Below are 17,679 nucleotides of genomic sequence, written 5' to 3' on the forward strand. Positions count from 1 at the left end.
GTGAACGGGGCGAGATTACCACTTTTTGCGCCGGGCGATGAGGCCCGGGCGGAAAAAAGCCGTGTTTATCGCCCCGCTTTGCGCCCGCTTAAGCCGCATTTAAGCCCCGCTGCGCCTGCGCCTCAAAAATGGTAGCGCGCCGACACGCGCAGCTGGCGCGCGTCGTTGAGGTAAATGCTGGAACGGCAGCCCGGTGCATCGCCATAATGGCGGCGGTTGGCCAGGTTGCTGCCGGCCAGTTCCAGCTCCCAGGCGCCCAGCTTGCGCGCATAGCGCCCGTCCACGGTGGCAAACGCGGGCACTTGCGCCAGGCAGCTGCCGGCGAAATCGGGGCCATAGCGCAGCGCGCGCAGCCACTGCACGCCCACGTCGCCACTGGCGCCGCCCTGCCCCGTCCAGTACAGGCGCAGGCTGGCCAGAGTCTTGGGCACGAGGGCGATGTCCGGCCCGTCGTAGGCGTAATCGTCATAGCGCGCATGCACTTGCCGCAGTTGCCCGTCGAGGCGCCAGTCGCGCGCCAGCGCCATGCTGGCCTCGATGGCGATGCCGTCGCGGCGCGAGGGGTCGAGGTTGCCCGCAAAGCCCAGCTGGCCCAGGTTCTGGTCGAAGACGATCTGGTTGCTCAGGCGCTCGCTGAAGACGCGCACGGAAGCGCTGCGGGCCGCGTCGCCGACGGTGGCGCCCACTTCCATGTCGCGCCGCAGCTGGCCCGCCAGGGGGCGGTAGCCGGCGCGGGTATAGCCGTCGTCGTCGATGCGGTAGCTGCGCGCGGCCTTGGCGTACACGCTCAGTTGCGGACGCAATTGCAGGCTGCCCTGCACGTCCCAGGCATTCTGGTTTTCCCAGTCGCTGCCGCCGGCGGGCAGGTCGGCCGGATCGAGCTGGAACTGTTCATGCCGCAGTCCCAGCAGCAGGCGCGGCGCATACGGGCCACCGAAGGCCAGTTCCTCGCGCAGCAGCAGCGCGCGCGAAATCTGGCGCCGGCGCGCATCGCCATCGCGGCCCGAGCGCCGCTGCCACTGCATCAGGTCCAGGCCCACTTCCGTATCCGTGCCCACGCCGCCCACCTTGCCGTAATGGCGCAGGCGCGGCGCCAGTTGCCGGCGACGGCTGCTGTAGGTCGATTCGCTGCTGCCGTCCTCACCCGCATAGTGGGCCGTGGCGCGTTTTTCCCGCTGCGACAGTTCCACGCCCAGCTCGAACTTGCCGACATAGCGCTGCACGAAAGCGCTGGCGCGCCGCACCTCATAGCGGTACAGGTCTTCGGGACGGGCCGCCAGCAAGGCCAGGAACGGCGCCTCGGGCGCCGGATAGCGGGTGTCCTGGTTCAGCTGGTCGGCGCTGAAGCCGAAGCGGCCCTGGCGCGCCTTCCATTCCGCGCCGCCGGTGAAGCCGCGCTGGTGAAACACGCTGCCATCGCGGTAATTGCCGTTGCGCAGAGCGTCGACGGCCGCATCGAGCGTCATGCCGCCCTGCTCGCGCGACAGGGCGCCACGCACGCTGTGCTGGCCGCCCTGACCCAGTTCGGCGGACACGTCGCCATGCGTGACGCCGGCCGCGCCAGCATCCACGCCAGCCACACCTTCCTGCGCGCACGCCGGCATGGCCAGGGCGCACAGCAGCATGGCGCGCGTGGCGATGGTCAGGACGGGAGGGGCAGGCATCATGGCGGCAGGCTTGAGGCGTCACCGCGGCGCGGGTGCGCGCAGGCGGAACGGAGGGATGGCAAAAGCGAATCATTATACGCACGGCGCGCGGCGCCGCAAGCGCCAGCCCGGTGGTACTTTCCTTATGCCAATATTTTATTGGTGATTTGGCATTTTTGTAGGTATATTAAGCTGCGCCCGGCGATCCTGGGCGCAGCCGACTGCATTTAAAAATCAACAATAAGAAGTCACTGTGGGAGTCACGCATGGAAAGTCGTAGCACAACGCGCCAGGGGCCGCCAAGTCCCCGCAGCACGCGCCGCAGCATTGGTTTTTTCCCCATCTCGGGCAAGCTCAAAGCCCTCTCCATCGCCGCCCTGCTGCTGGCCGGCCTTGCCCTGCAGGCCGACCTGTTCGCGCAGCCTGGCCAAGGCAAGCCAGCCAGCGCGCCCTTGCCGCTGGCGCCATCGGCCGACGGCATCGCCCTAGCGTCGCCGCACGCGTCGGCCGTCAGCACGCCCAGCGCCAGCAACGCCTGGGGCGGCGCTCGCACGGGCGCGCAAGCGACCCTGTCGGACCGCGTGGTCGACTACCAGATCGAAGCGACGCTCGATCCCGTCAAGCACACCATCGACGGCCAGCAGAAACTGCGCTGGCGCAACCGCAGCGCGCAAGCCGTCAGCAGCGTCTACCTGCACCTGTACCTGAACGCCTTCGAAGGCGAACATTCGACCTTCTTCACCGAAAAGCGCAAGCTCGATACTGGCTTCCGCTCGGGCGTCGACACGCGCGACGGCGAGTGGGGCTACATCGAACTGCGCAGCATGACGCAGAACGGCGCCAAGGCGCCCTGGCATTTCGTCCAGCCCGACAACGGCCCGGCCACCGACCGCACCGTCGTGCGCGTCGACTTGCCGCAGGCCGTCGCGCCGGGCGCCGAGACGACGCTCGACATCCGCTTCTTCGACCAGCTGCCGCGCGTCATCGCGCGCACCGGCTATTTCGGCAGCTTCCACCTGGTGGGCCAGTGGTTCCCGAAGATCGCCGTGCTGGAATTGCCCGGCGAACGGGGCGCCACCGCGCCGCGCTGGAACGCGCATGAATTCCACCTCAATTCGGAGTTCTACGCCGATTTCGGCCACTACGACGTGAAGCTGACCGTGCCCAAGGAGTACACGGTGGGCGCCACGGGCGAGCTGCAAGGCACGCCGCAGGAAAAGAACGGCATGCTCACGCATCACTATGTGCAGGGCGACGTGCACGATTTCGCCTGGACGGCCGACAAGCACAGCGCCCAGCCGCTGACGGGCAGCTGGAGCGGCCCTGGCAGCCCGCCGGTAGCCATCAAGGTGCTGTACCCGCCAGAATACGCGTCGAACGCGGCGCCCGCGCTGCAGGCGGCCAAGGACTCGCTCACGTATTTCTCGCGCACCCTGGGTCCGTATCCGTACAAGACACTGACGGTGGTGATTCCGCCGTTTAACGCGGCTGAAGCGGGCGGCATGGAGTACCCGACCTTCATCACGGCGTCGAGCTACGCCAACCTGCAGCCGAAGACCATCCCCGAGTTCGGCCTCGATTTCGTCACCATCCATGAATTCGGCCATGGCTATTTCTACGGCATCCTGGCCTCGAACGAATTCGAGGAACCGATCCTTGACGAAGGCTTGAACGAGTACTGGGACCAGCGCATGCTGCGCGCGCGCGACCAGCACATCCACGCCACCACGCCCCTGCTCAAGCGCCTGGGCTTCGATCCCGTCTTCAAGGTCTTCGAATTCGAGCGCATGGCCGCACCGCGCCAGGATGCGGCAGATCCGCTGGGACAGAACGCGTGGGACCGCCTGCAGGGCGTGGGGCCCGTCTACAGCCGCACGGCCATCACCATGCGCGACCTGGAAGCGCGCATCGGCAGCGAGGCCATGGAACGGGGCTTCAAGGCTTATTACGAACAGTGGAAATTCCGCCATCCGAGCGTGGCCGACCTGCGCGAAACGCTGGCCGAGGCAACGGGCCAGCGGCGCATCGTGGAGCAGGTCTTCGCGCAGCAAGTGTATACCAGCGCGAATATCGACGACCGTATCGGCACCTTCACCAGCGAAGAGCAGACGCCGCTGGCCGGCACGGCGCTGGTGAACGGCAAGCGCGTGGAACATACGGCCGACACGCTGGAAAAAGAGGAGAAAAAGGTACGCGAGGCGTGGGACAAGGCGCACCCTGACGCCAAGCCCGGCACGGGACCGTATCCGTATCTCACCAGCGTGGTCCTGCGCCGCCGCGGCGCGCCCGTGCCGCAGGTGCTGCTGGTGAAATTTGCCGACGGCACGTCCGAACGCGTGGTGTGGGACAACGAGCAGCTGTGGCAGCGCTACACCTGGAGCAAGCCCGTGAAGGCCGTCTCGGCCGAACTGGACCCGGACCGCGTGCACTACCTCGACGTCAACAAGCTCGATGACGGCCGCACCCTGAAAGCCGACAAATCCGCCGCGCGGCGCTGGAGCTTCGACCTTGCCGCCGCCTTCCAATACCTTCTTTCCCTGATTGCCACCGTATGAGCGCCACTTCCACGACACGGGCCAGCGGCCTGACACTGACCACGCGCGCCAGCCGCGCCGCCCTGCAATGGCGCTTGCTGCTGCTGTGGGCCGGCCTGCTGCTGATCCCCGCCATCCTTGCCGTCATTCCCCTGTGGCGCACCTTGAGCGCCAGCCTCGATAACGCCGTGCATGCGGCGGCCCTGGCGCACAAGCTCGACCTGATGACCCTGGCCGACCTGGTGGCCAATGCGGGGCGCAACGGCGCCGCCATCAGCCAGGCCGCCATCACCGGCATCGTGCTGGCCCTGCTGCTGTCGCCGCTGCTGAGCGGCCTGGTGGTGACGGCCGCGCGCGCGCCTGCGCCACTCGGTTTTGGCGCCCTGCTGACGGGCGCCTTCAGCGAATACGGCCGCATGCTGCGCATGCTGCTGTGGAGCATCGTGCCGCTGGGCCTGGCGCTGACGATCGGCGCCGGCGCGCTGAAACTGGCCGACAAGCACGCGGCGAAAGCCATCCTGGAAGCCGATGCCGACCTGGCCCGCCACCTGGCCTTGCTGTTCGCGGGCGTGCTGTTCCTGCTGGCCTGCGCCACGCTGGACGCGGGCCGCGCGGCGCTGGCCGTCGACCGCCGCCGCACCTCGGCCGTCAAGGCCTGGTGGCGGGGCCTCGGCATGCTGCGCCGGCGTCCGCTGGCCAGCCTGGCCATCTACCTCGTCATCACCTTGCTGGGACTGGCGCTGTACGCGCTGCTGGGCGTGGCGCGCCTGAACCTGGCCGCGCCCGGTCCACTGGCCATCGTGGCCGGCTTGCTGGTGACGCAGCTGGCGGCGCTGGTGCTGGCGTGGATGCGCAGCGCGCGCCTGTTCGCGCTGATCGACGTCAAACGCTCGCTGGCGTAATCAAGTCCCCAGGCGCCCTTCATCGGCGAGAAAGTCGATGAAGGTGCGCACTTTCGAAGACAGGTAGCGGCGGCTCGTGTAGACGGCGTACACCTTGCCGCCCGCCAACTTGAAATCATCGAAAAGGCGCACCAGCCGCCCCGCCGCCAGGTCCGCATCCGTCTGCCACGACGGCAGCAGCGCGATGCCCATGCCGTCGAGCGCGGCCGCGTGCAGCAGGCTTTCGTTATTGCATTGCAGGACGGGCGAAAACTTCACCGTCTCGCGCCCCTGCGGCCCGTCGAAATCCAGTTCATTACCGTTTGCCAGCAAGGAATAGCTGATCATGGCGTGTTGCGCCAGGTCTTGCGGCAGCTGCGGGTGGCCCGCGCGCGCCAGATAGGCGGGCGCGGCCACCAGGTGAAAGGCAATGCTGCCGATGGGCCGCGCGATCAGGGCCGGCGACGGCGCCTGACTGACGCGCAGGGCCAGGTCGAAACCCTCTTCCACCAGATTGACGACTCTTCCGCTGAGGTCGATGTCGAACGTCACTTCCGGGAAGCGTTCGCGGTAGGCGGCCAGGGTGCGCGTGAAGATGGCGTTGGCGAACCAGACGGGCGCGCTCAGGCGCAGCATGCCGCGCGGCACCACCGTCGTGCGGCCGACCGTCGCTTCCACCTCGTCGAGATTGTCGAGCATGTCGCGGCACTGTTCAAAATACACCTTGCCGATTTCCGTCAGGCTCAGGTGGCGGCTGCTGCGGTTCAGCAAGCGCGCGCCCAGGTGGCGCTCCAGGTGCATCACATGCTTGCTGACCATGGCCGGCGACAGATCGAGGCGCTCGCTGGCGCGCACGAAACTGTCCAGTTCCACCACGGCGCGAAACACGCGCATGCTGCGCAAGGTATCCATGACGATCCGATCATCAACAAAATGGAAATGATATATCAATAATTGCGATCTTGATCAACTGGCTGGGCATGACTATCATCGATAGCATCAGTCATTCCACTCCGGAGCCGCCATGCAAGAGCACACCTTTCCCACTTACTTCCTGTCGCACGGCGGCGGCCCGTGGCCGTTCATGAAAGACCAGTTCGGCGGCCGCTACGACGTGCTGGAAGCGTCCTTGCAGGATATCCCGCGCCAGATCGGCGCGCGGCCGAAGGCCGTGCTGGTCGTCACGGCGCACTGGGAAGGGCCGCAATTTCTCGTCTCGGCCAGCCCCCGGCCGGACATGATCTACGATTATTCGGGCTTTCCGCCGCACACCTATCAAATCCAGTACCCGGCGCCCGGCGCGCCGGAACTGGCGGCGCAGGTCAAACAATTGCTGGACGCGGCTGGCCATCCGGCGCGCCTCGACCATGAGCGCGGTTTCGACCATGGCACCTTCAGCGCCCTGTTCCCCATCTACCCGCAGGCCGACATGCCGCTGGTGCAGCTGTCGCTGAAACACGGCTACGACCCGCTGACGCACGTCGAGGTGGGCCGCGCGCTGGCCAGCCTGCGCCGCCAGGGCGTGCTGATACTGGGCAGCGGCCTCAGTTACCACAACCTGCGCCAGTTCGGCCAGGCGGGCGCCGTCGCCTCGCACCAGTTCGACGCCTGGCTGCGCCAGACCATGGCCCTGCCGCCGGAACAAAGATTGGAGCAATTGCTGGCCTGGGACAGGGCGCCCGGCGCGCGCCAGGCCCATCCGCAGGAAGACCATTTGCTGCCGCTGATGGTGGCGCTCGGCGCGGCCGAGCAGGAAGCGGCGCAGGTGGTGTATCACGAGGAGGATTTTTTTGGCGCGCTGGCGGTGACGAGTTTCCGGTTTGGCTAAGGCGGCAACATAAACCCGCACAGCGAAAATGCCGGGGTCGGACGGGGACGCCGAGTCCCTCAGGGTCCGACCCCAGTCGTCGCTGTTGGGTTAAAAAAAGCCGCTAACAAGCGGCTTTTAGTTCATTACGTGCCGCGCTTGCCGCGCGCCGCATTCTTCGCCTTCTCGGCAGCGATCTCCGCTGCCTTGGCCGCTTTTTCCGCCATCTCGGCCGCGTGCTGGGCCAGCAGGGCCGCGCGCGTGTCCGGCGTTTCCAGAGAGATACGTCCGAGGATGCCGCTGCGGTAATCGAGCAGCAGGGTGTGCGACGCTTTCTCGAAATCGTAGTCGCCGCCCTTGATGCGGAAACCGCGCTTGGCGGCGATGCCCTCGACCACGCCGATGGCGTCGACTTCATCGACCTTGGTGCCGTAGCGGGTTGCCAGCAAGTCCGGGTAGCGCTTGAGCAATTCCTCGGCCAGGAACACGGCCACTTCCTCTTCGATCAGCGCGTTCGAGCCGATGGCGTGGCTGGCCGCCAGCATCAGGCCGTCGCTGGGGATGGCGATCTTCGGCCACAGCATGCCGGGGGTGTCGACGAGGATGGTGTTCTTGTCCAGGTACAGCTTTTGCTGCATCTTTGTAACAGCCGGCTCGTCGCCCACCTTGGCCACGCGCTTTTTCAGCAGCGCGTTCATCAGGGTCGACTTGCCCACGTTGGGGATGCCCATGATCATGATGCGCAGCGGCTTCGTCGGCACGCCGCGGTGCGGCGCCAGCGATTTGGCCAGGTCCGGAATGCGCGCCACGTCGCCCGGCTTCTTGGTCGTCATCGCATACGCGGTCACGCCTTCCTGGGCATTGAAATACGCCACCCAGGCGGCGGTGGCGGCAGGGTCGGCCAGGTCGGTCTTGTTGAGGATTTTCAGGCAAGGGCGCTGGCGGAACAGGCGCAGCTCGTCCACCATGGGATTGCAGCTGGCTGCCGGCAGGCGCGCGTCCACCACTTCAATCACCAGATCGGTGTTTTCCATGGTCTCGGCCGCTTTCTTGCGGGCCGCGTTCATGTGTCCTGGGTACCATTGTATCGCCATGCTCTTGCTTTCAAAATCGTTCGGTCAATCCGCTATTTTACGTGGTTGCCGCCACGACGTCCCATTTTCCGCCACCAGCGCCAGCCGTGCGACACGAACGAGACAATTGGTGATAATTTGGCAGTTACATGAATGATAAGATCCGCAGTCCGTCCAGCCTGGCCGGCTCCCCATCGCAAGCTTAACCTGACACGCATTCCATGCACTTTTCCCGCTTTTGCCTCCTCACCTCCCTTTACGCCTGCCTGCTGCCCGCCATGGCCCAGGAAAAACCGGCGGCGCCGGGCGACGCGGTGAATCAGGAAATGCAGCAGATCGTCGACGTGCAAGGCACGCGCGATCCCGACCTGCGCCCCTACCGCACCATGCTCAGGGGACTCGACGCGTATGCCGACCACCAGCGCCTGGCGCCAGCCGCGCCGCTGCGCTTCATGCTGATACCCGCCACGCCCCAGGCCAGGCTCGATGGCGTGACCCTGCACCTGTCAGCCGACAACCTGTCGATCCCCGTGCCGCTGGCGGCGGATGGCGGTTTCACTTTGTCGCGCGACAAGACCGCCTACGATGCGAATGCCGACCTGGTCAGCAACAAGAAGCGCGATACCTTGCGCTGGCGCGCCGACATCCACACGCCGGGCTTGCCGCAGAACGTGCGCCGCCTGGGCGACTTGCGCCTGGAATGCGAAATCCGCTGGGCCGTCGAGCAGGACGAATTGTCCTTTGTGCGGCGCAACCTGTTCCGCCTGGCGGGCGGACCGTGCCACTCGTCGCTGATCCACGTGCCGTTTCCCGTGGCCCGCAAGCTGCTTGCCGTGCAGGCGCGCTCGGGCGAGCGCACCCTGGACATCCGCCTCACGCAAGACCGCCAGCGCTACGTGCCGCCGCTGCATGACGTGAACTGGGACGACGATACCCTGCTGACCCTGACGTACGCCGACGAGGGCAAGATGGCTGGAGCCGCTCCGGCAGCGCCCTTGCAGACAATGCAGCATCAGTGAGGCGCGCCCGGGAAGCCAGGTCAAATATTTCCACATGGATTTTTATATTTACTGAAAGAAACAAAAAAGTATGCTCTAATATCGCCTCTTAAATGAAAAGCAATTATTTTCCAGGCTGGCTCCCGCCGGGGAGATAGGCGATGGGGATAGTGCGATATGATGATGGAACACACTGGCATGGCGCCCAAGCGCGTGCCGCGCAATGACTGGAAGAAGGAATGCCGGCAGTTGCAGGGCCAAGTAGCGCAGCTGGAAGAACGGTTGAAGCGCCAAAGCGCGGACAGCTATGGCTTGCAAGTGCTGTATGACCAACTGGTCAATGAAATCAAGCATCACCGCGACATGTTGCAGCTCGACAGTTTTGACGCGGACAAATCGTCGCTCGTCTACACGCAAGCCTGGCGCCGCTTCATGGCCGGCGATGCGCTCGACTACCAGACGCACCGCCACACGAATTCCCGCAGCCGTCCGAGTTTGCTTTAGCCCGAGTTTGCTTTAGTTAAAGCTCCGCCAGCGCCTTCACGTGCGCCGCCACGCTGCGGCCCAGGGACGACAGGTTGTAGCCCCCTTCCAGGCAGCTGACGATGCGGCCCTTGCCATACTGATTGGCCACGGCCATCATTTGCTGCGTCATCCACGTGTAGTCGGCCTCCACCAGGCCCATGCCGCCCACGTCGTCTTCACGGTGGGCGTCGAAACCGGCGGAAATGAAAATCATCTGCGGCTGCTGCCGGTGCAGCGCGGGCAGCCAGTGGTCGAGCACCAGCTGGCGCACGGCGTCGCCCTTCGAGCGGGCCGGCACGGGCACATTGACGCGCGTGTCCGTATACGATTCCACGTCGCTGTACGGATAGAACGGGTGCTGGAAAAAGCTGACCATCAGGATGCGCGGATCATTTGCCACGGACTCGGCCGTGCCATTGCCATGGTGCACGTCGAAATCGACGATGGCGACTCTTTCGAGCCCGCGCACGTCGAGCGCATGCTTGGCGGCGATGGCGATATTATTGAACAGGCAAAAACCCATGGGTTCGCTGGGCCGCGCGTGGTGGCCGGGCGGGCGGATCGCGCAAAAGGCGTTGCTGATCTCGCCATCGATGACGGCATCCGTGGCAGCTACGGCCGAGCCAGCGGCGGCCAGCGCCGCCTCATAGCTGTGCGCGTTGAGCAGGGTGTCGCCGTCGAGCGGGTAGTAGTCACCGGCCTGCGGCACATTGTCGCGCACCAGGCCGATCGCCGTCGCACTGTGGTTGCGCTCGATATCGGACAATTGCGCATGCACGCCATCGCGGTGCTCGACCAGGTCGCTGATGTGCGCGAGGATCAATTGATCATTGATGGCCTGCAAGCGGGCCGGCGATTCGGGATGCCAGTCGCCCATTTCATGGCGCTGGCAATCGGGATGGGTATAAATGGCTGTGCTCATGCGCTGTACTGGTTACCTCTGTCTCTGTCCGTTCTCCGGGAACACTGCATGGCATTCCTGTTCGCCCTGCGCGTTCTCGCATAAAATCACTGGCCGGTCTGTGCCGCTACTGCACTAATCTACCACGAGCCCGGCACGGGCGGGCGGCACGGCTTGACTTGGCCAAAGCAATTGTAAATTAAATAATCCGACTTACTGTGATAGAAATAGCATGTTTTCGAAAATACACCAGGCCGCACAGCAGATCGGCGAAGTTCTCGTCGGCAAACACTTGCAGATCCGCCAGGCCCTCGCCTGCGTGCTGGCCGGCGGCCACCTGCTGATCGAAGACGTGCCCGGCGTGGGCAAGACGACTCTGGCGCACGCGCTGGCCATCTCGCTGGGCCTGCAATGGAAGCGCCAGCAATTCACGAGCGACCTGCTGCCCGCCGACGTGGCCGGCATGAGCGTGTATGACCGGGGCAGTGGCAGCTTCATCTTCCACCCTGGTCCCCTGTTTACCCAGGTGCTGCTGGCCGACGAGATCAACCGCGCCACGCCGAAGACGCAATCGGGCTTGCTCGAAGCGATGGAAGAGCGGCAAGTGACGCTCGACGGCGTCACGCGCGCCCTGCCGCAGCCGTTTTTCGTCATCGCCACGCAAAACTGCGCGCACCAGCTGGGCACCTTCCCCCTGCCCGAATCGCAGCTCGACCGTTTTCTCATGTGCGTCACCCTGGGCTACCCCGATGCGGCCGCCGAACGGGAACTGCTGCTCGGTGCCGACCGCCGCGCCATGCTGCAAACCTTGCCGGCCGTCATGAACGCGGAAGAGTTGCTACAGGCGCAAGCAGGCCTGCGCGCCATCCACGCCTCGGCCGCCGTCGTCGACTACGTGCTGGCTATCGTGCATGCCACCCGCGTGCCGGGCGTGTTTGCCGATGGCCTGAGCCCGCGCGCCGCGCTGGCCTTGCTGCAAGCGGCGCGCGCCTGGGCCGCCCTGGCCGGACGCGACCACGTCACGCCCGACGATGTCCAAGCTGTGCTGCTCCCCGTCTGCGCCCACCGCCTGCATGCGGCGCAAGGGGCGACGGACAGCCGCAGCCTGCTGCAGCAATTGCTGCTGGCAACTCCCGTCTGACCGCCATGCGCCTGCGCACCATCCGCTGGCTGCCGGCGCGCCCCTGGCTGGGCGCGCAGCGCGTGCACATCCGCCCCTCGCGCGCGGGCCTGGCGTTTGCCGCGCTGCTGCTGGCGCTATGGATCGCCGCCGTCAATTACCGCCTGGGCCTGGGCTATGCGCTCACATATTTCGCGGCCGCCTGCGCCATCGCCGACATGCTGTTTGCCAGCCGCAACCTGGCGGGCCTGGCGCTGGCCGCCAAGCCGGGCCAAGCTGTGTTCGCTGGCGGCCAGGCCACGTTCACCTTGCGCCTGATCAACCGCAGCACACGCCCGCGCCATGCGATCCAGCTGGCCGTGATCGATTCCAGCGCAGCGCCCAGCCTGGCCGATATCGATGCCCACGGAGAAACGGCCATCCAGATCGTCGTAGCGGCGCGGCAACGCGGCTGGCTCGCTGCCCCGCCCTTGCGCCTGTCCGGCAGTTTCCCGCTGGGCCTGTTCGTTGCCTGGTGCCATTGGCAACCCGAGGCGCGCGTGCTCGTGCATCCGCAGCCCGAGCAGAACGCGCCGCCGCTGCCCTTGCCGGCCAGCACGGTGCAGCAGACACAACAAGCAAAACAGGCACAACAGCCACACTCGTCCGGCGGCGCCCTGGAACTGGCCGGCGTGCGCGCCTACCAGTCCGGAGACCCCTTGCACCGCCTGGCCTGGCGCCAGATCGCCCGGCATGACGGCGAGCATTTATTCAGCAAGCAATTCCAGCCAGCCGCCGACGCGCAAGCAGGCGCAGCCCGTGGCAGCATCGTGTTCGATCTCGCCGCCTTGCACGCGCTGTCGCCGGAAGTGAGCCTGTCCCGTCTGGCCGCCTGGGTGTTGCAGGCGGAACGCACGGGCTTGCCATACGGCTTGCGCCTGGGCGCGCTGACTCTGGCGCCGGCCTTGGGCGCCAGCCAGCGCGACGCCTGCCTGCGCGCGCTGGCGCTCCATGATGTGCCGCACGGTTCGCCACACGATTGGCCGCACGATGGGCGGCACGATTGGCCGCCAGCGCAGGCGACGCCATGAAAGCCTGGCTGACCAATTTGCCGCGCGACAAGGCCGACATCGTGCTGCTGTTGCTGGCCGCCGCCATGGTGCTGGCGCCGCACGCGCTGCACCTGCCCCCGTGGCTGTCGGCCGCCGCCGCAGCCCTTCTACTGTGGCGCGCCATCATTACCGTGCGGGGCCGGCGCCAGCCGCGGCTGACCGTGCTCGCGCCGCTGGCCTTGCTGGGCATCGCCGGCGTCTACGCCAGCTATGGCACCGTGCTGGGACGCGATGCGGGCGTGGCCATGCTGGCCCTGCTGCTAGCCCTGAAATCGCTGGAAATGCATGGCCGGCGCGACATCTTCGTCTTTGTCTTCCTCAGTTTTTTCCTCCTGCTGGCGAACTTCTTTCATGCGCAAGGCATCCTCAGCGCCGCGTGGATGCTGGCCACCGTCATCGTCCTGCTGGCCGCCCTGCTGTCGGCCCAGTACGGCGCCGTGCAGCCGCGCCTGGCGCAAAGGCTGCGTTTGCTGGGTCGCATGCTGGCGCTGGCCCTTCCCCTGTCGGCCGTACTGTTTCTGGCCGTGCCACGCATCGACGGCCCCCTGTGGGGCGCGGCGCCGGAAGGCGCGCAGGCGCGCACGGGCTTGTCCGACAGCATGCAGCCGGGCGCCATCGCCTCGCTGGCTCTGTCAAGCGAACCCGTCTTCACGGCCCGTTTCAGTACACCACTCCCGCCGCAAGAGCAGCTGTACTGGCGCGGCGTGGTGCTGGGCGACTTCGACGGCGCCACCTGGACGCGCAGGGGCGCTGGCCAGCGCGCACCGGCCAGCGACAACCGGATAGACATCGCACTGGAAGGCCAGCCCAGCCACTACGAAGTAACCTTGCAAGCGAGCGGCCAGCGGCGCATCTTCGCGCTCGACGTGCCGCGCAGCATCGAACGCCTGCCCGGCAATCCGTATGTCGTGTCGTCCGCGCTGGAAGTGCTGACCATACAGCCTATTACTTCGACCGTCCGTTACCGCGTCAGTTCCCTGCCCCGCTACCGGCTGCAGGCGGGCCTGTCGGCCGCGCAGCAGCAGCCATGGCTGGCCTTGCCCGCTGGCAGCAATCCGCGCAGCGTGGCCTGGGCCCGCGCATTGCGCGGCCAGGGCGCGCAGGCGCTGGCGCCCGCCGACGCCATCGCCGCCGTGCTCGATCACTTTCGCCGCGCGCCCTTCCGCTACACCCTGCAGCCGCCACTGCTGGGCAAGCATGGCGTCGACGACTTCCTGTTCACCACGCGGGCGGGCTTTTGCGAACATTATGCGGGCAGCTTCGTCGTGCTGATGCGCGCCATGGGCATGCCCGCGCGCGTCGTCACCGGTTACCAGGGCGGCCTTCGCAACGGCACGGACAACAGCCTGAGCGTGCGCCAGTCCGACGCTCATGCGTGGAGCGAAGTGTGGCTGGCCGGCCGGGGCTGGGTGCGAGTCGATCCCACCGGCGCAGTCGCGCCCCTGCGCACCGAGCGCAACCTCGACGCCGCCCTGCCGCCGGCCCCGTCGCCGCTGACGGCGTGGCGCGCGCTGGCCGGCCTCGATGGCGGCGCGCACGGGGCGCTTGCCGCGTGGCGCCAGCAATGGCAGCAGGCCGAGCACGTCTGGAGCAACTGGGTGCTCGACACCACGCCGCAGCGCCAGCGCGCCATGCTCGATGGCTTGAAAAACGTGCCCGCAAAAAAGCTGGCACTCGCTTGCGCCGTGCTGGCCCTGCTGGCCGCCGTGGCTGGCGCGCTGGTCTGGTGGCGGCAGGCGCGGCAAGGCGATCCGCTCGACGCCCTGTACGCGCAGTTTTGCCAGCAGCAGGCGCGGCGCGGCTACAGCCGTGCGCCGCATGAAGGCCCGCACGGTTATGCTGCCCGGCTGGCCGCAGGCAAGGCCAGCCCCGAGGCGCACGCCGCCATTGCACAGTTTCTGGCAATCTATGCCGCGATGAAGTATGGTAATGCCAACCCAGACGAACAATTCCGCGCGCGGCGCAACTTGCGCCGCCTGTTAACCCAATGCCGATGAGACGCTCCTTGTTACCGATCAAATACCCCGCCCTGTCCCTGCTCCTCGCCCTTCCCCTGTGTCTGTCCACCGCGCATGCTGGCGAAAACAGCAATATTTCCGCTGCCGACCGGGCCCGTGCCGTGCGCGCGGCCAAGACGCCACCCGCCAAGACAGCGGCCAAAAAAGCACCGGCGAAATTCGACTTCGAAGGCGAATTTGTCGACTATGCCAACTGGAAAGAAGTACGCGCCTTCCTCGACGAGATGTCCGCCAAACACGGCTTTAACCGCGCCGAACTCGATGTCCTGATCGGCAAGGTGCGCTATGTCGAGTCGACCGTGCAACTGATGAAGCCGGCGCCACCGGGCAAGCCGAAGAACTGGCAAGCGTACAGCGCCCGCTTCATCGAGCCGGTGCGCATCAATGCGGGCGTGAAATTCTGGGAAGAGAATGCCGATGCGCTGGCGCGCGCCGAACGCGAATATGGCGTGCCGGCCGAGATCATCGTCGGCATCATCGGCGTGGAAACCGTGTACGGACGCAACACGGGCCGTTTCCGCGTGCTCGACGCGCTGACGACCCTGGCGTTTTCCTATCCGGAAAGCCCGACGCGCGCCGCGCGCATGGAGTTTTTCAAGGGAGAGCTGGAAAACGCGCTGCTGTACGCGCGCAAGGATGGCATCGATCCCTTGACCCTGCTCGGCTCGTATGCGGGCGCCATCGGCCTGCCCCAGTTCATGCCTAGCAGCATCATGAAATATGCGGTGGACTTCGATGGCGATAGTCACATCGACCTGCGCAATTCCACGGCCGACGCCATCGGCAGCGTCGCGCATTTCCTCGTCGAGCACGGCTGGCGGCGCGACGACCCGGCCATCAGCACGTATCCCGTCACCGTCTCGGCCAGCCGCGCCTGGGAAAAATTCATCGGCCAGGGCTTGCAAGCGAAGTACCGGCTGGCGGAAATGCAGGAGGCGGGCGTGAGTGCCGGCCCGTCCACACCCCAGAACATGCTGTTTGGCCTGATCGATCTGCAAAATGGTTCAGAAGCAACTGAGTATCACTTGGCAACCAATAACTTCTTTGCTATAACTCAGTACAACAGAAGTTATTTTTATGCCATGTCAGTGATCGACTTGGGCAAGGCCATCAGTCAAGTGCGCGCACGCTAACCGAAAGTCAGTGTAAAGTTATAATATTACTTGTAAGAAAGCGTAAGGGATGTTGAAGCGACCAGAAAACAAGTCTATGGTAGGGCCGATAACATGTGCCAGCCTTGCTCGCCAGCCTTTGTGCGGCACGGAATACGGAAATGGTTTTATACTTAACTTTTGTCAAAGTACAATTTTTGTTCTATCATAGAGCATAATAAAGAATAAATAGGTGTTGCAACAAGACAACACCTATTTTGTACAAAGCAAGATTGCTGGGCTTTCCGGCCTGAAATTGAATCCTGTTGTACAATTGTGTATATATTACGAAAAACTGTATCCCGGATCGTACCGTGTGTGAATTCGTTCCTTTTAGTAAAGAATGAACATGAACGCAGCAAGAGCGAGCTCCGAGTGTTTTTTACTTTGCAGTGCAACTACAGAAGGAACAATAACATCATGACAAACCAAGTCGGCATTGATATGAACAGCGATTCGGACTCCGACGATCTGCTTCAGTACAACCCAAACAGACTGCTCGATACCCTGATCGAAAACCTGCGCCTGAAAAACGACGCTGCCCTGTCCCGCGCGCTGGAAGTTGCGCCGCCAGTCATCAGCAAAATCCGCCACCACCGCCTGCCGGTCGGCGCATCGCTGCTGATCCGCATGCACGAAGTCAGCGACCTGAGCATCCGCGACCTGCGTTACCTGATGGGTGACCGCCGCAACAAATTCCGCATCAGCGACAAGCAATTCAAGCCAAAAGAAGGCGAAACGCCACAAGGCTGATCCTGCCAGTTCCGCAGGTTTTCCCTCCCCGCCATGGGGAGGGGGTATTTCCAGCAGTTCTCAGGCCGTTCTGGCCGACATTATTTTCCCTTATCAACAATCAAGCAGGAAACACACCGGTAGATAAGTAGCGGTCGCCACGGTCGCACACGACAAACACGATGGTCGCGTTTTCCACCGTTTGCGAGATGCGCAGCGCGATTTCACAGGCGCCGGCTGCCGAGATGCCGCAGAACAAGCCTTCTTCCGCCGCCAGGCTGCGCGCCATGCGTTCAGCCACGCCCTGGCTCACATACTCTACCTGGTCGACGCGCGATTTATCGTAGATTTTCGGCAGGTACGCTTCCGGCCACTTGCGGATGCCGGGAATCTGCGAACCTTCCTCGGGCTGCGCGCCGATGATCTGGATGGCGGGATTCTGTTCCTTCAAATAGCGCGACACGCCCATGATGGTGCCCGTCGTGCCCATGGCGCTGACGAAATGCGTAACCTGGCCATTCGTATCGCGCCAGATTTCCGGCCCGGTGCTTTCATAGTGGGCGCGCGCATTGTCTTCATTGGCGAACTGGTCGAGGATGATGCCACGGCCATCCTTCTGCATCTGCTCGGCCAGGTCGCGCGCATATTCCATGCCGCCCGTCTTCGGCGTCAATAAAATGTCGGCGCCGTAGGCGGCCATGCTCTGGCGGCGCTCCACGCTCAGGTTATCGGGCATCAGGAGCAGCATCTTGTAACCGCGCAAGGCGGCGGCCATGGCCAGCGCGATGCCCGTATTGCCGCTGGTCGCCTCGATCAGGGTATCGCCCGGCTTGATGACGCCGCGCTCTTCAGCGCGCTTGAGCATGGACATGGCCGCGCGGTCCTTCACCGAGCCGGCTGGATTATTGCCTTCCAGCTTGCCCAGGATGACGTTGTTGCGCGCAAGCGCATCGGCACCCGGCAAGCGCGTCAGCTGCACCAGCGGGGTATTGCCTATCGTATCTTCAAGTGTCTTGTAAGCCATCGTGTCTGTTTGAGTAGGTTCAACAAAGACCCATTCTAATATGAGATGCCGGCCCGCGTATCGCTGATCGGCTCCAGCAGCCGGGCCCGCGCGCGCCCCTTGCTGCGCCGCCACATGCGGCATGGCGCCTGCCGCGCCGCCATTTCCGGGCGTACACAAGGGGTATTGCGGCAGGCGT

At 64.9% G+C, this 17,679-nt stretch carries 15 protein-coding genes; 10 read left to right on the forward strand and 5 right to left on the reverse strand.

All coding sequences use genetic code 11. The annotated features are described in order from the left end of the window. Nucleotides 1-122: 122 nt before the first annotated feature. Nucleotides 123-1,667 carry a TonB-dependent receptor gene (locus tag HWE17_RS10165; RefSeq protein ID WP_176388686.1) on the reverse strand — a complete coding sequence of 515 codons (1,545 nt, stop codon included), beginning with the start codon at nucleotides 1,665-1,667 and terminating at the stop codon, nucleotides 123-125. A 245-nt stretch (nucleotides 1,668-1,912) separates the two neighbouring features. Here HWE17_RS10165 and HWE17_RS10170 point away from each other — a divergent pair, with 245 nt between their 5' ends. Both HWE17_RS10170 and HWE17_RS10175 read left to right on the forward strand, forming a co-directional pair. Continuing rightward, nucleotides 1,913-4,201 carry a M1 family metallopeptidase gene (locus HWE17_RS10170; RefSeq protein WP_217916737.1) on the forward strand — a complete coding sequence of 763 codons (2,289 nt, stop codon included), beginning with the start codon at nucleotides 1,913-1,915 and terminating at the stop codon, nucleotides 4,199-4,201. Next, a complete protein-coding gene (locus tag HWE17_RS10175; protein ID WP_176388687.1) occupies nucleotides 4,198-5,082 on the forward strand; it encodes a hypothetical protein in 885 nt (294 codons plus the stop codon). The genes HWE17_RS10170 and HWE17_RS10175 overlap by 4 nt, the downstream gene beginning before the upstream one ends. Here the strand turns inward: HWE17_RS10175 and HWE17_RS10180 are convergent, their stop codons facing one another. Then, nucleotides 5,083-5,973: a LysR family transcriptional regulator gene (locus tag HWE17_RS10180; RefSeq protein ID WP_176388688.1), complete on the reverse strand. Its 891-nt coding sequence runs from the start codon at nucleotides 5,971-5,973 to the stop codon at nucleotides 5,083-5,085. It abuts the gene before it with no gap. A 112-nt stretch (nucleotides 5,974-6,085) separates the two neighbouring features. Here HWE17_RS10180 and HWE17_RS10185 point away from each other — a divergent pair, with 112 nt between their 5' ends. After that, nucleotides 6,086-6,889: a class III extradiol ring-cleavage dioxygenase gene (locus HWE17_RS10185; RefSeq protein ID WP_176388689.1), complete on the forward strand. Its 804-nt coding sequence runs from the start codon at nucleotides 6,086-6,088 to the stop codon at nucleotides 6,887-6,889. A gap of 125 nt (nucleotides 6,890-7,014) precedes the next feature. On the opposite strand, the gene ylqF is transcribed toward HWE17_RS10185, so the two are convergent. Next, nucleotides 7,015-7,962, reverse strand: coding sequence for a ribosome biogenesis GTPase YlqF (ylqF, locus tag HWE17_RS10190; protein WP_071653691.1), 948 nt, complete (start codon nucleotides 7,960-7,962; stop codon nucleotides 7,015-7,017). Between the two features lie 200 nt (nucleotides 7,963-8,162). On the opposite strand from ylqF, the gene HWE17_RS10195 reads away from it, so the two are divergent. Both HWE17_RS10195 and HWE17_RS10200 read left to right on the forward strand, forming a co-directional pair. After that, nucleotides 8,163-8,960, forward strand: a complete 798-nt coding sequence (locus HWE17_RS10195) for a hypothetical protein (RefSeq protein ID WP_176388690.1) — start codon at nucleotides 8,163-8,165, stop codon at nucleotides 8,958-8,960. Between the two features lie 156 nt (nucleotides 8,961-9,116). Next, nucleotides 9,117-9,443 carry a hypothetical protein gene (locus tag HWE17_RS10200; protein WP_176388691.1) on the forward strand — a complete coding sequence of 109 codons (327 nt, stop codon included), beginning with the start codon at nucleotides 9,117-9,119 and terminating at the stop codon, nucleotides 9,441-9,443. Nucleotides 9,444-9,459: 16 nt separating this feature from the next. Here HWE17_RS10200 and HWE17_RS10205 read toward each other — a convergent pair whose 3' ends face one another. Then, on the reverse strand, nucleotides 9,460-10,386 hold the full coding sequence (locus tag HWE17_RS10205) for a histone deacetylase family protein (RefSeq protein ID WP_099400970.1): 927 nt from the start codon (nucleotides 10,384-10,386) through the stop codon (nucleotides 9,460-9,462). A gap of 211 nt (nucleotides 10,387-10,597) precedes the next feature. Between HWE17_RS10205 and HWE17_RS10210 the strand changes: the two genes are divergently transcribed. The 5 genes from HWE17_RS10210 to HWE17_RS10230 all read left to right on the forward strand — a co-directional run bounded on the left by HWE17_RS10210 (nucleotide 10,598) and on the right by HWE17_RS10230 (nucleotide 16,498). Next, the gene (locus tag HWE17_RS10210; RefSeq protein ID WP_176388692.1) at nucleotides 10,598-11,506 is read left to right on the forward strand and encodes a MoxR family ATPase; all 909 of its coding nucleotides are present in this window, start codon (nucleotides 10,598-10,600) and stop codon (nucleotides 11,504-11,506) included. A gap of 5 nt (nucleotides 11,507-11,511) precedes the next feature. Next, nucleotides 11,512-12,555 (forward strand): DUF58 domain-containing protein, encoded by a 1,044-nt coding sequence (locus tag HWE17_RS10215; RefSeq protein ID WP_176388693.1) that lies wholly within the window; start codon nucleotides 11,512-11,514, stop codon nucleotides 12,553-12,555. Continuing rightward, the gene (locus HWE17_RS10220) at nucleotides 12,552-14,573 is read left to right on the forward strand and encodes a DUF3488 and transglutaminase-like domain-containing protein (protein ID WP_176388694.1); all 2,022 of its coding nucleotides are present in this window, start codon (nucleotides 12,552-12,554) and stop codon (nucleotides 14,571-14,573) included. Before HWE17_RS10215 ends, HWE17_RS10220 begins: the two co-directional genes overlap by 4 nt. 8 nt (nucleotides 14,574-14,581) lie before the next feature. After that, nucleotides 14,582-15,727 (forward strand): lytic murein transglycosylase B, encoded by a 1,146-nt coding sequence (gene mltB / locus HWE17_RS10225; RefSeq protein WP_255206187.1) that lies wholly within the window; start codon nucleotides 14,582-14,584, stop codon nucleotides 15,725-15,727. 438 nt (nucleotides 15,728-16,165) lie between these two features. Then, complete coding sequence (locus tag HWE17_RS10230) at nucleotides 16,166-16,498, forward strand: hypothetical protein (RefSeq protein ID WP_034751784.1); 333 nt, start codon at nucleotides 16,166-16,168, stop codon at nucleotides 16,496-16,498. A 100-nt stretch (nucleotides 16,499-16,598) separates the two neighbouring features. Here HWE17_RS10230 and cysM read toward each other — a convergent pair whose 3' ends face one another. Then, nucleotides 16,599-17,501, reverse strand: a complete 903-nt coding sequence (cysM, locus tag HWE17_RS10235) for a cysteine synthase CysM (RefSeq protein WP_099400966.1) — start codon at nucleotides 17,499-17,501, stop codon at nucleotides 16,599-16,601. Nucleotides 17,502-17,679: the final 178 nt, after the last annotated feature.

This window comes from Janthinobacterium sp. BJB401, assembly GCF_013372745.1.
GTDB classification, from domain to species: Bacteria; Pseudomonadota; Gammaproteobacteria; order Burkholderiales; family Burkholderiaceae_D; genus Janthinobacterium; species Janthinobacterium rivuli.

What these genes read in the sequence shown, in the direction of transcription:
- HWE17_RS10165 (WP_176388686.1), bottom strand. Translation starts at nt 1,667, where the DNA reads ATGATGCCTGCCCCTCCCGTCCTGACCATCGCCACGCGCGCCATGCTG.
- HWE17_RS10170 (WP_217916737.1), top strand. Translation starts at nt 1,913, where the DNA reads ATGGAAAGTCGTAGCACAACGCGCCAGGGGCCGCCAAGTCCCCGCAGC.
- HWE17_RS10175 (WP_176388687.1), top strand. Translation starts at nt 4,198, where the DNA reads ATGAGCGCCACTTCCACGACACGGGCCAGCGGCCTGACACTGACCACG.
- HWE17_RS10180 (WP_176388688.1), bottom strand. Translation starts at nt 5,973, where the DNA reads ATGGATACCTTGCGCAGCATGCGCGTGTTTCGCGCCGTGGTGGAACTG.
- HWE17_RS10185 (WP_176388689.1), top strand. Translation starts at nt 6,086, where the DNA reads ATGCAAGAGCACACCTTTCCCACTTACTTCCTGTCGCACGGCGGCGGC.
- ylqF (WP_071653691.1), bottom strand. Translation starts at nt 7,962, where the DNA reads ATGGCGATACAATGGTACCCAGGACACATGAACGCGGCCCGCAAGAAA.
- HWE17_RS10195 (WP_176388690.1), top strand. Translation starts at nt 8,163, where the DNA reads ATGCACTTTTCCCGCTTTTGCCTCCTCACCTCCCTTTACGCCTGCCTG.
- HWE17_RS10200 (WP_176388691.1), top strand. Translation starts at nt 9,117, where the DNA reads ATGATGATGGAACACACTGGCATGGCGCCCAAGCGCGTGCCGCGCAAT.
- HWE17_RS10205 (WP_099400970.1), bottom strand. Translation starts at nt 10,386, where the DNA reads ATGAGCACAGCCATTTATACCCATCCCGATTGCCAGCGCCATGAAATG.
- HWE17_RS10210 (WP_176388692.1), top strand. Translation starts at nt 10,598, where the DNA reads ATGTTTTCGAAAATACACCAGGCCGCACAGCAGATCGGCGAAGTTCTC.
- HWE17_RS10215 (WP_176388693.1), top strand. Translation starts at nt 11,512, where the DNA reads ATGCGCCTGCGCACCATCCGCTGGCTGCCGGCGCGCCCCTGGCTGGGC.
- HWE17_RS10220 (WP_176388694.1), top strand. Translation starts at nt 12,552, where the DNA reads ATGAAAGCCTGGCTGACCAATTTGCCGCGCGACAAGGCCGACATCGTG.
- HWE17_RS10230 (WP_034751784.1), top strand. Translation starts at nt 16,166, where the DNA reads ATGACAAACCAAGTCGGCATTGATATGAACAGCGATTCGGACTCCGAC.
- cysM (WP_099400966.1), bottom strand. Translation starts at nt 17,501, where the DNA reads ATGGCTTACAAGACACTTGAAGATACGATAGGCAATACCCCGCTGGTG.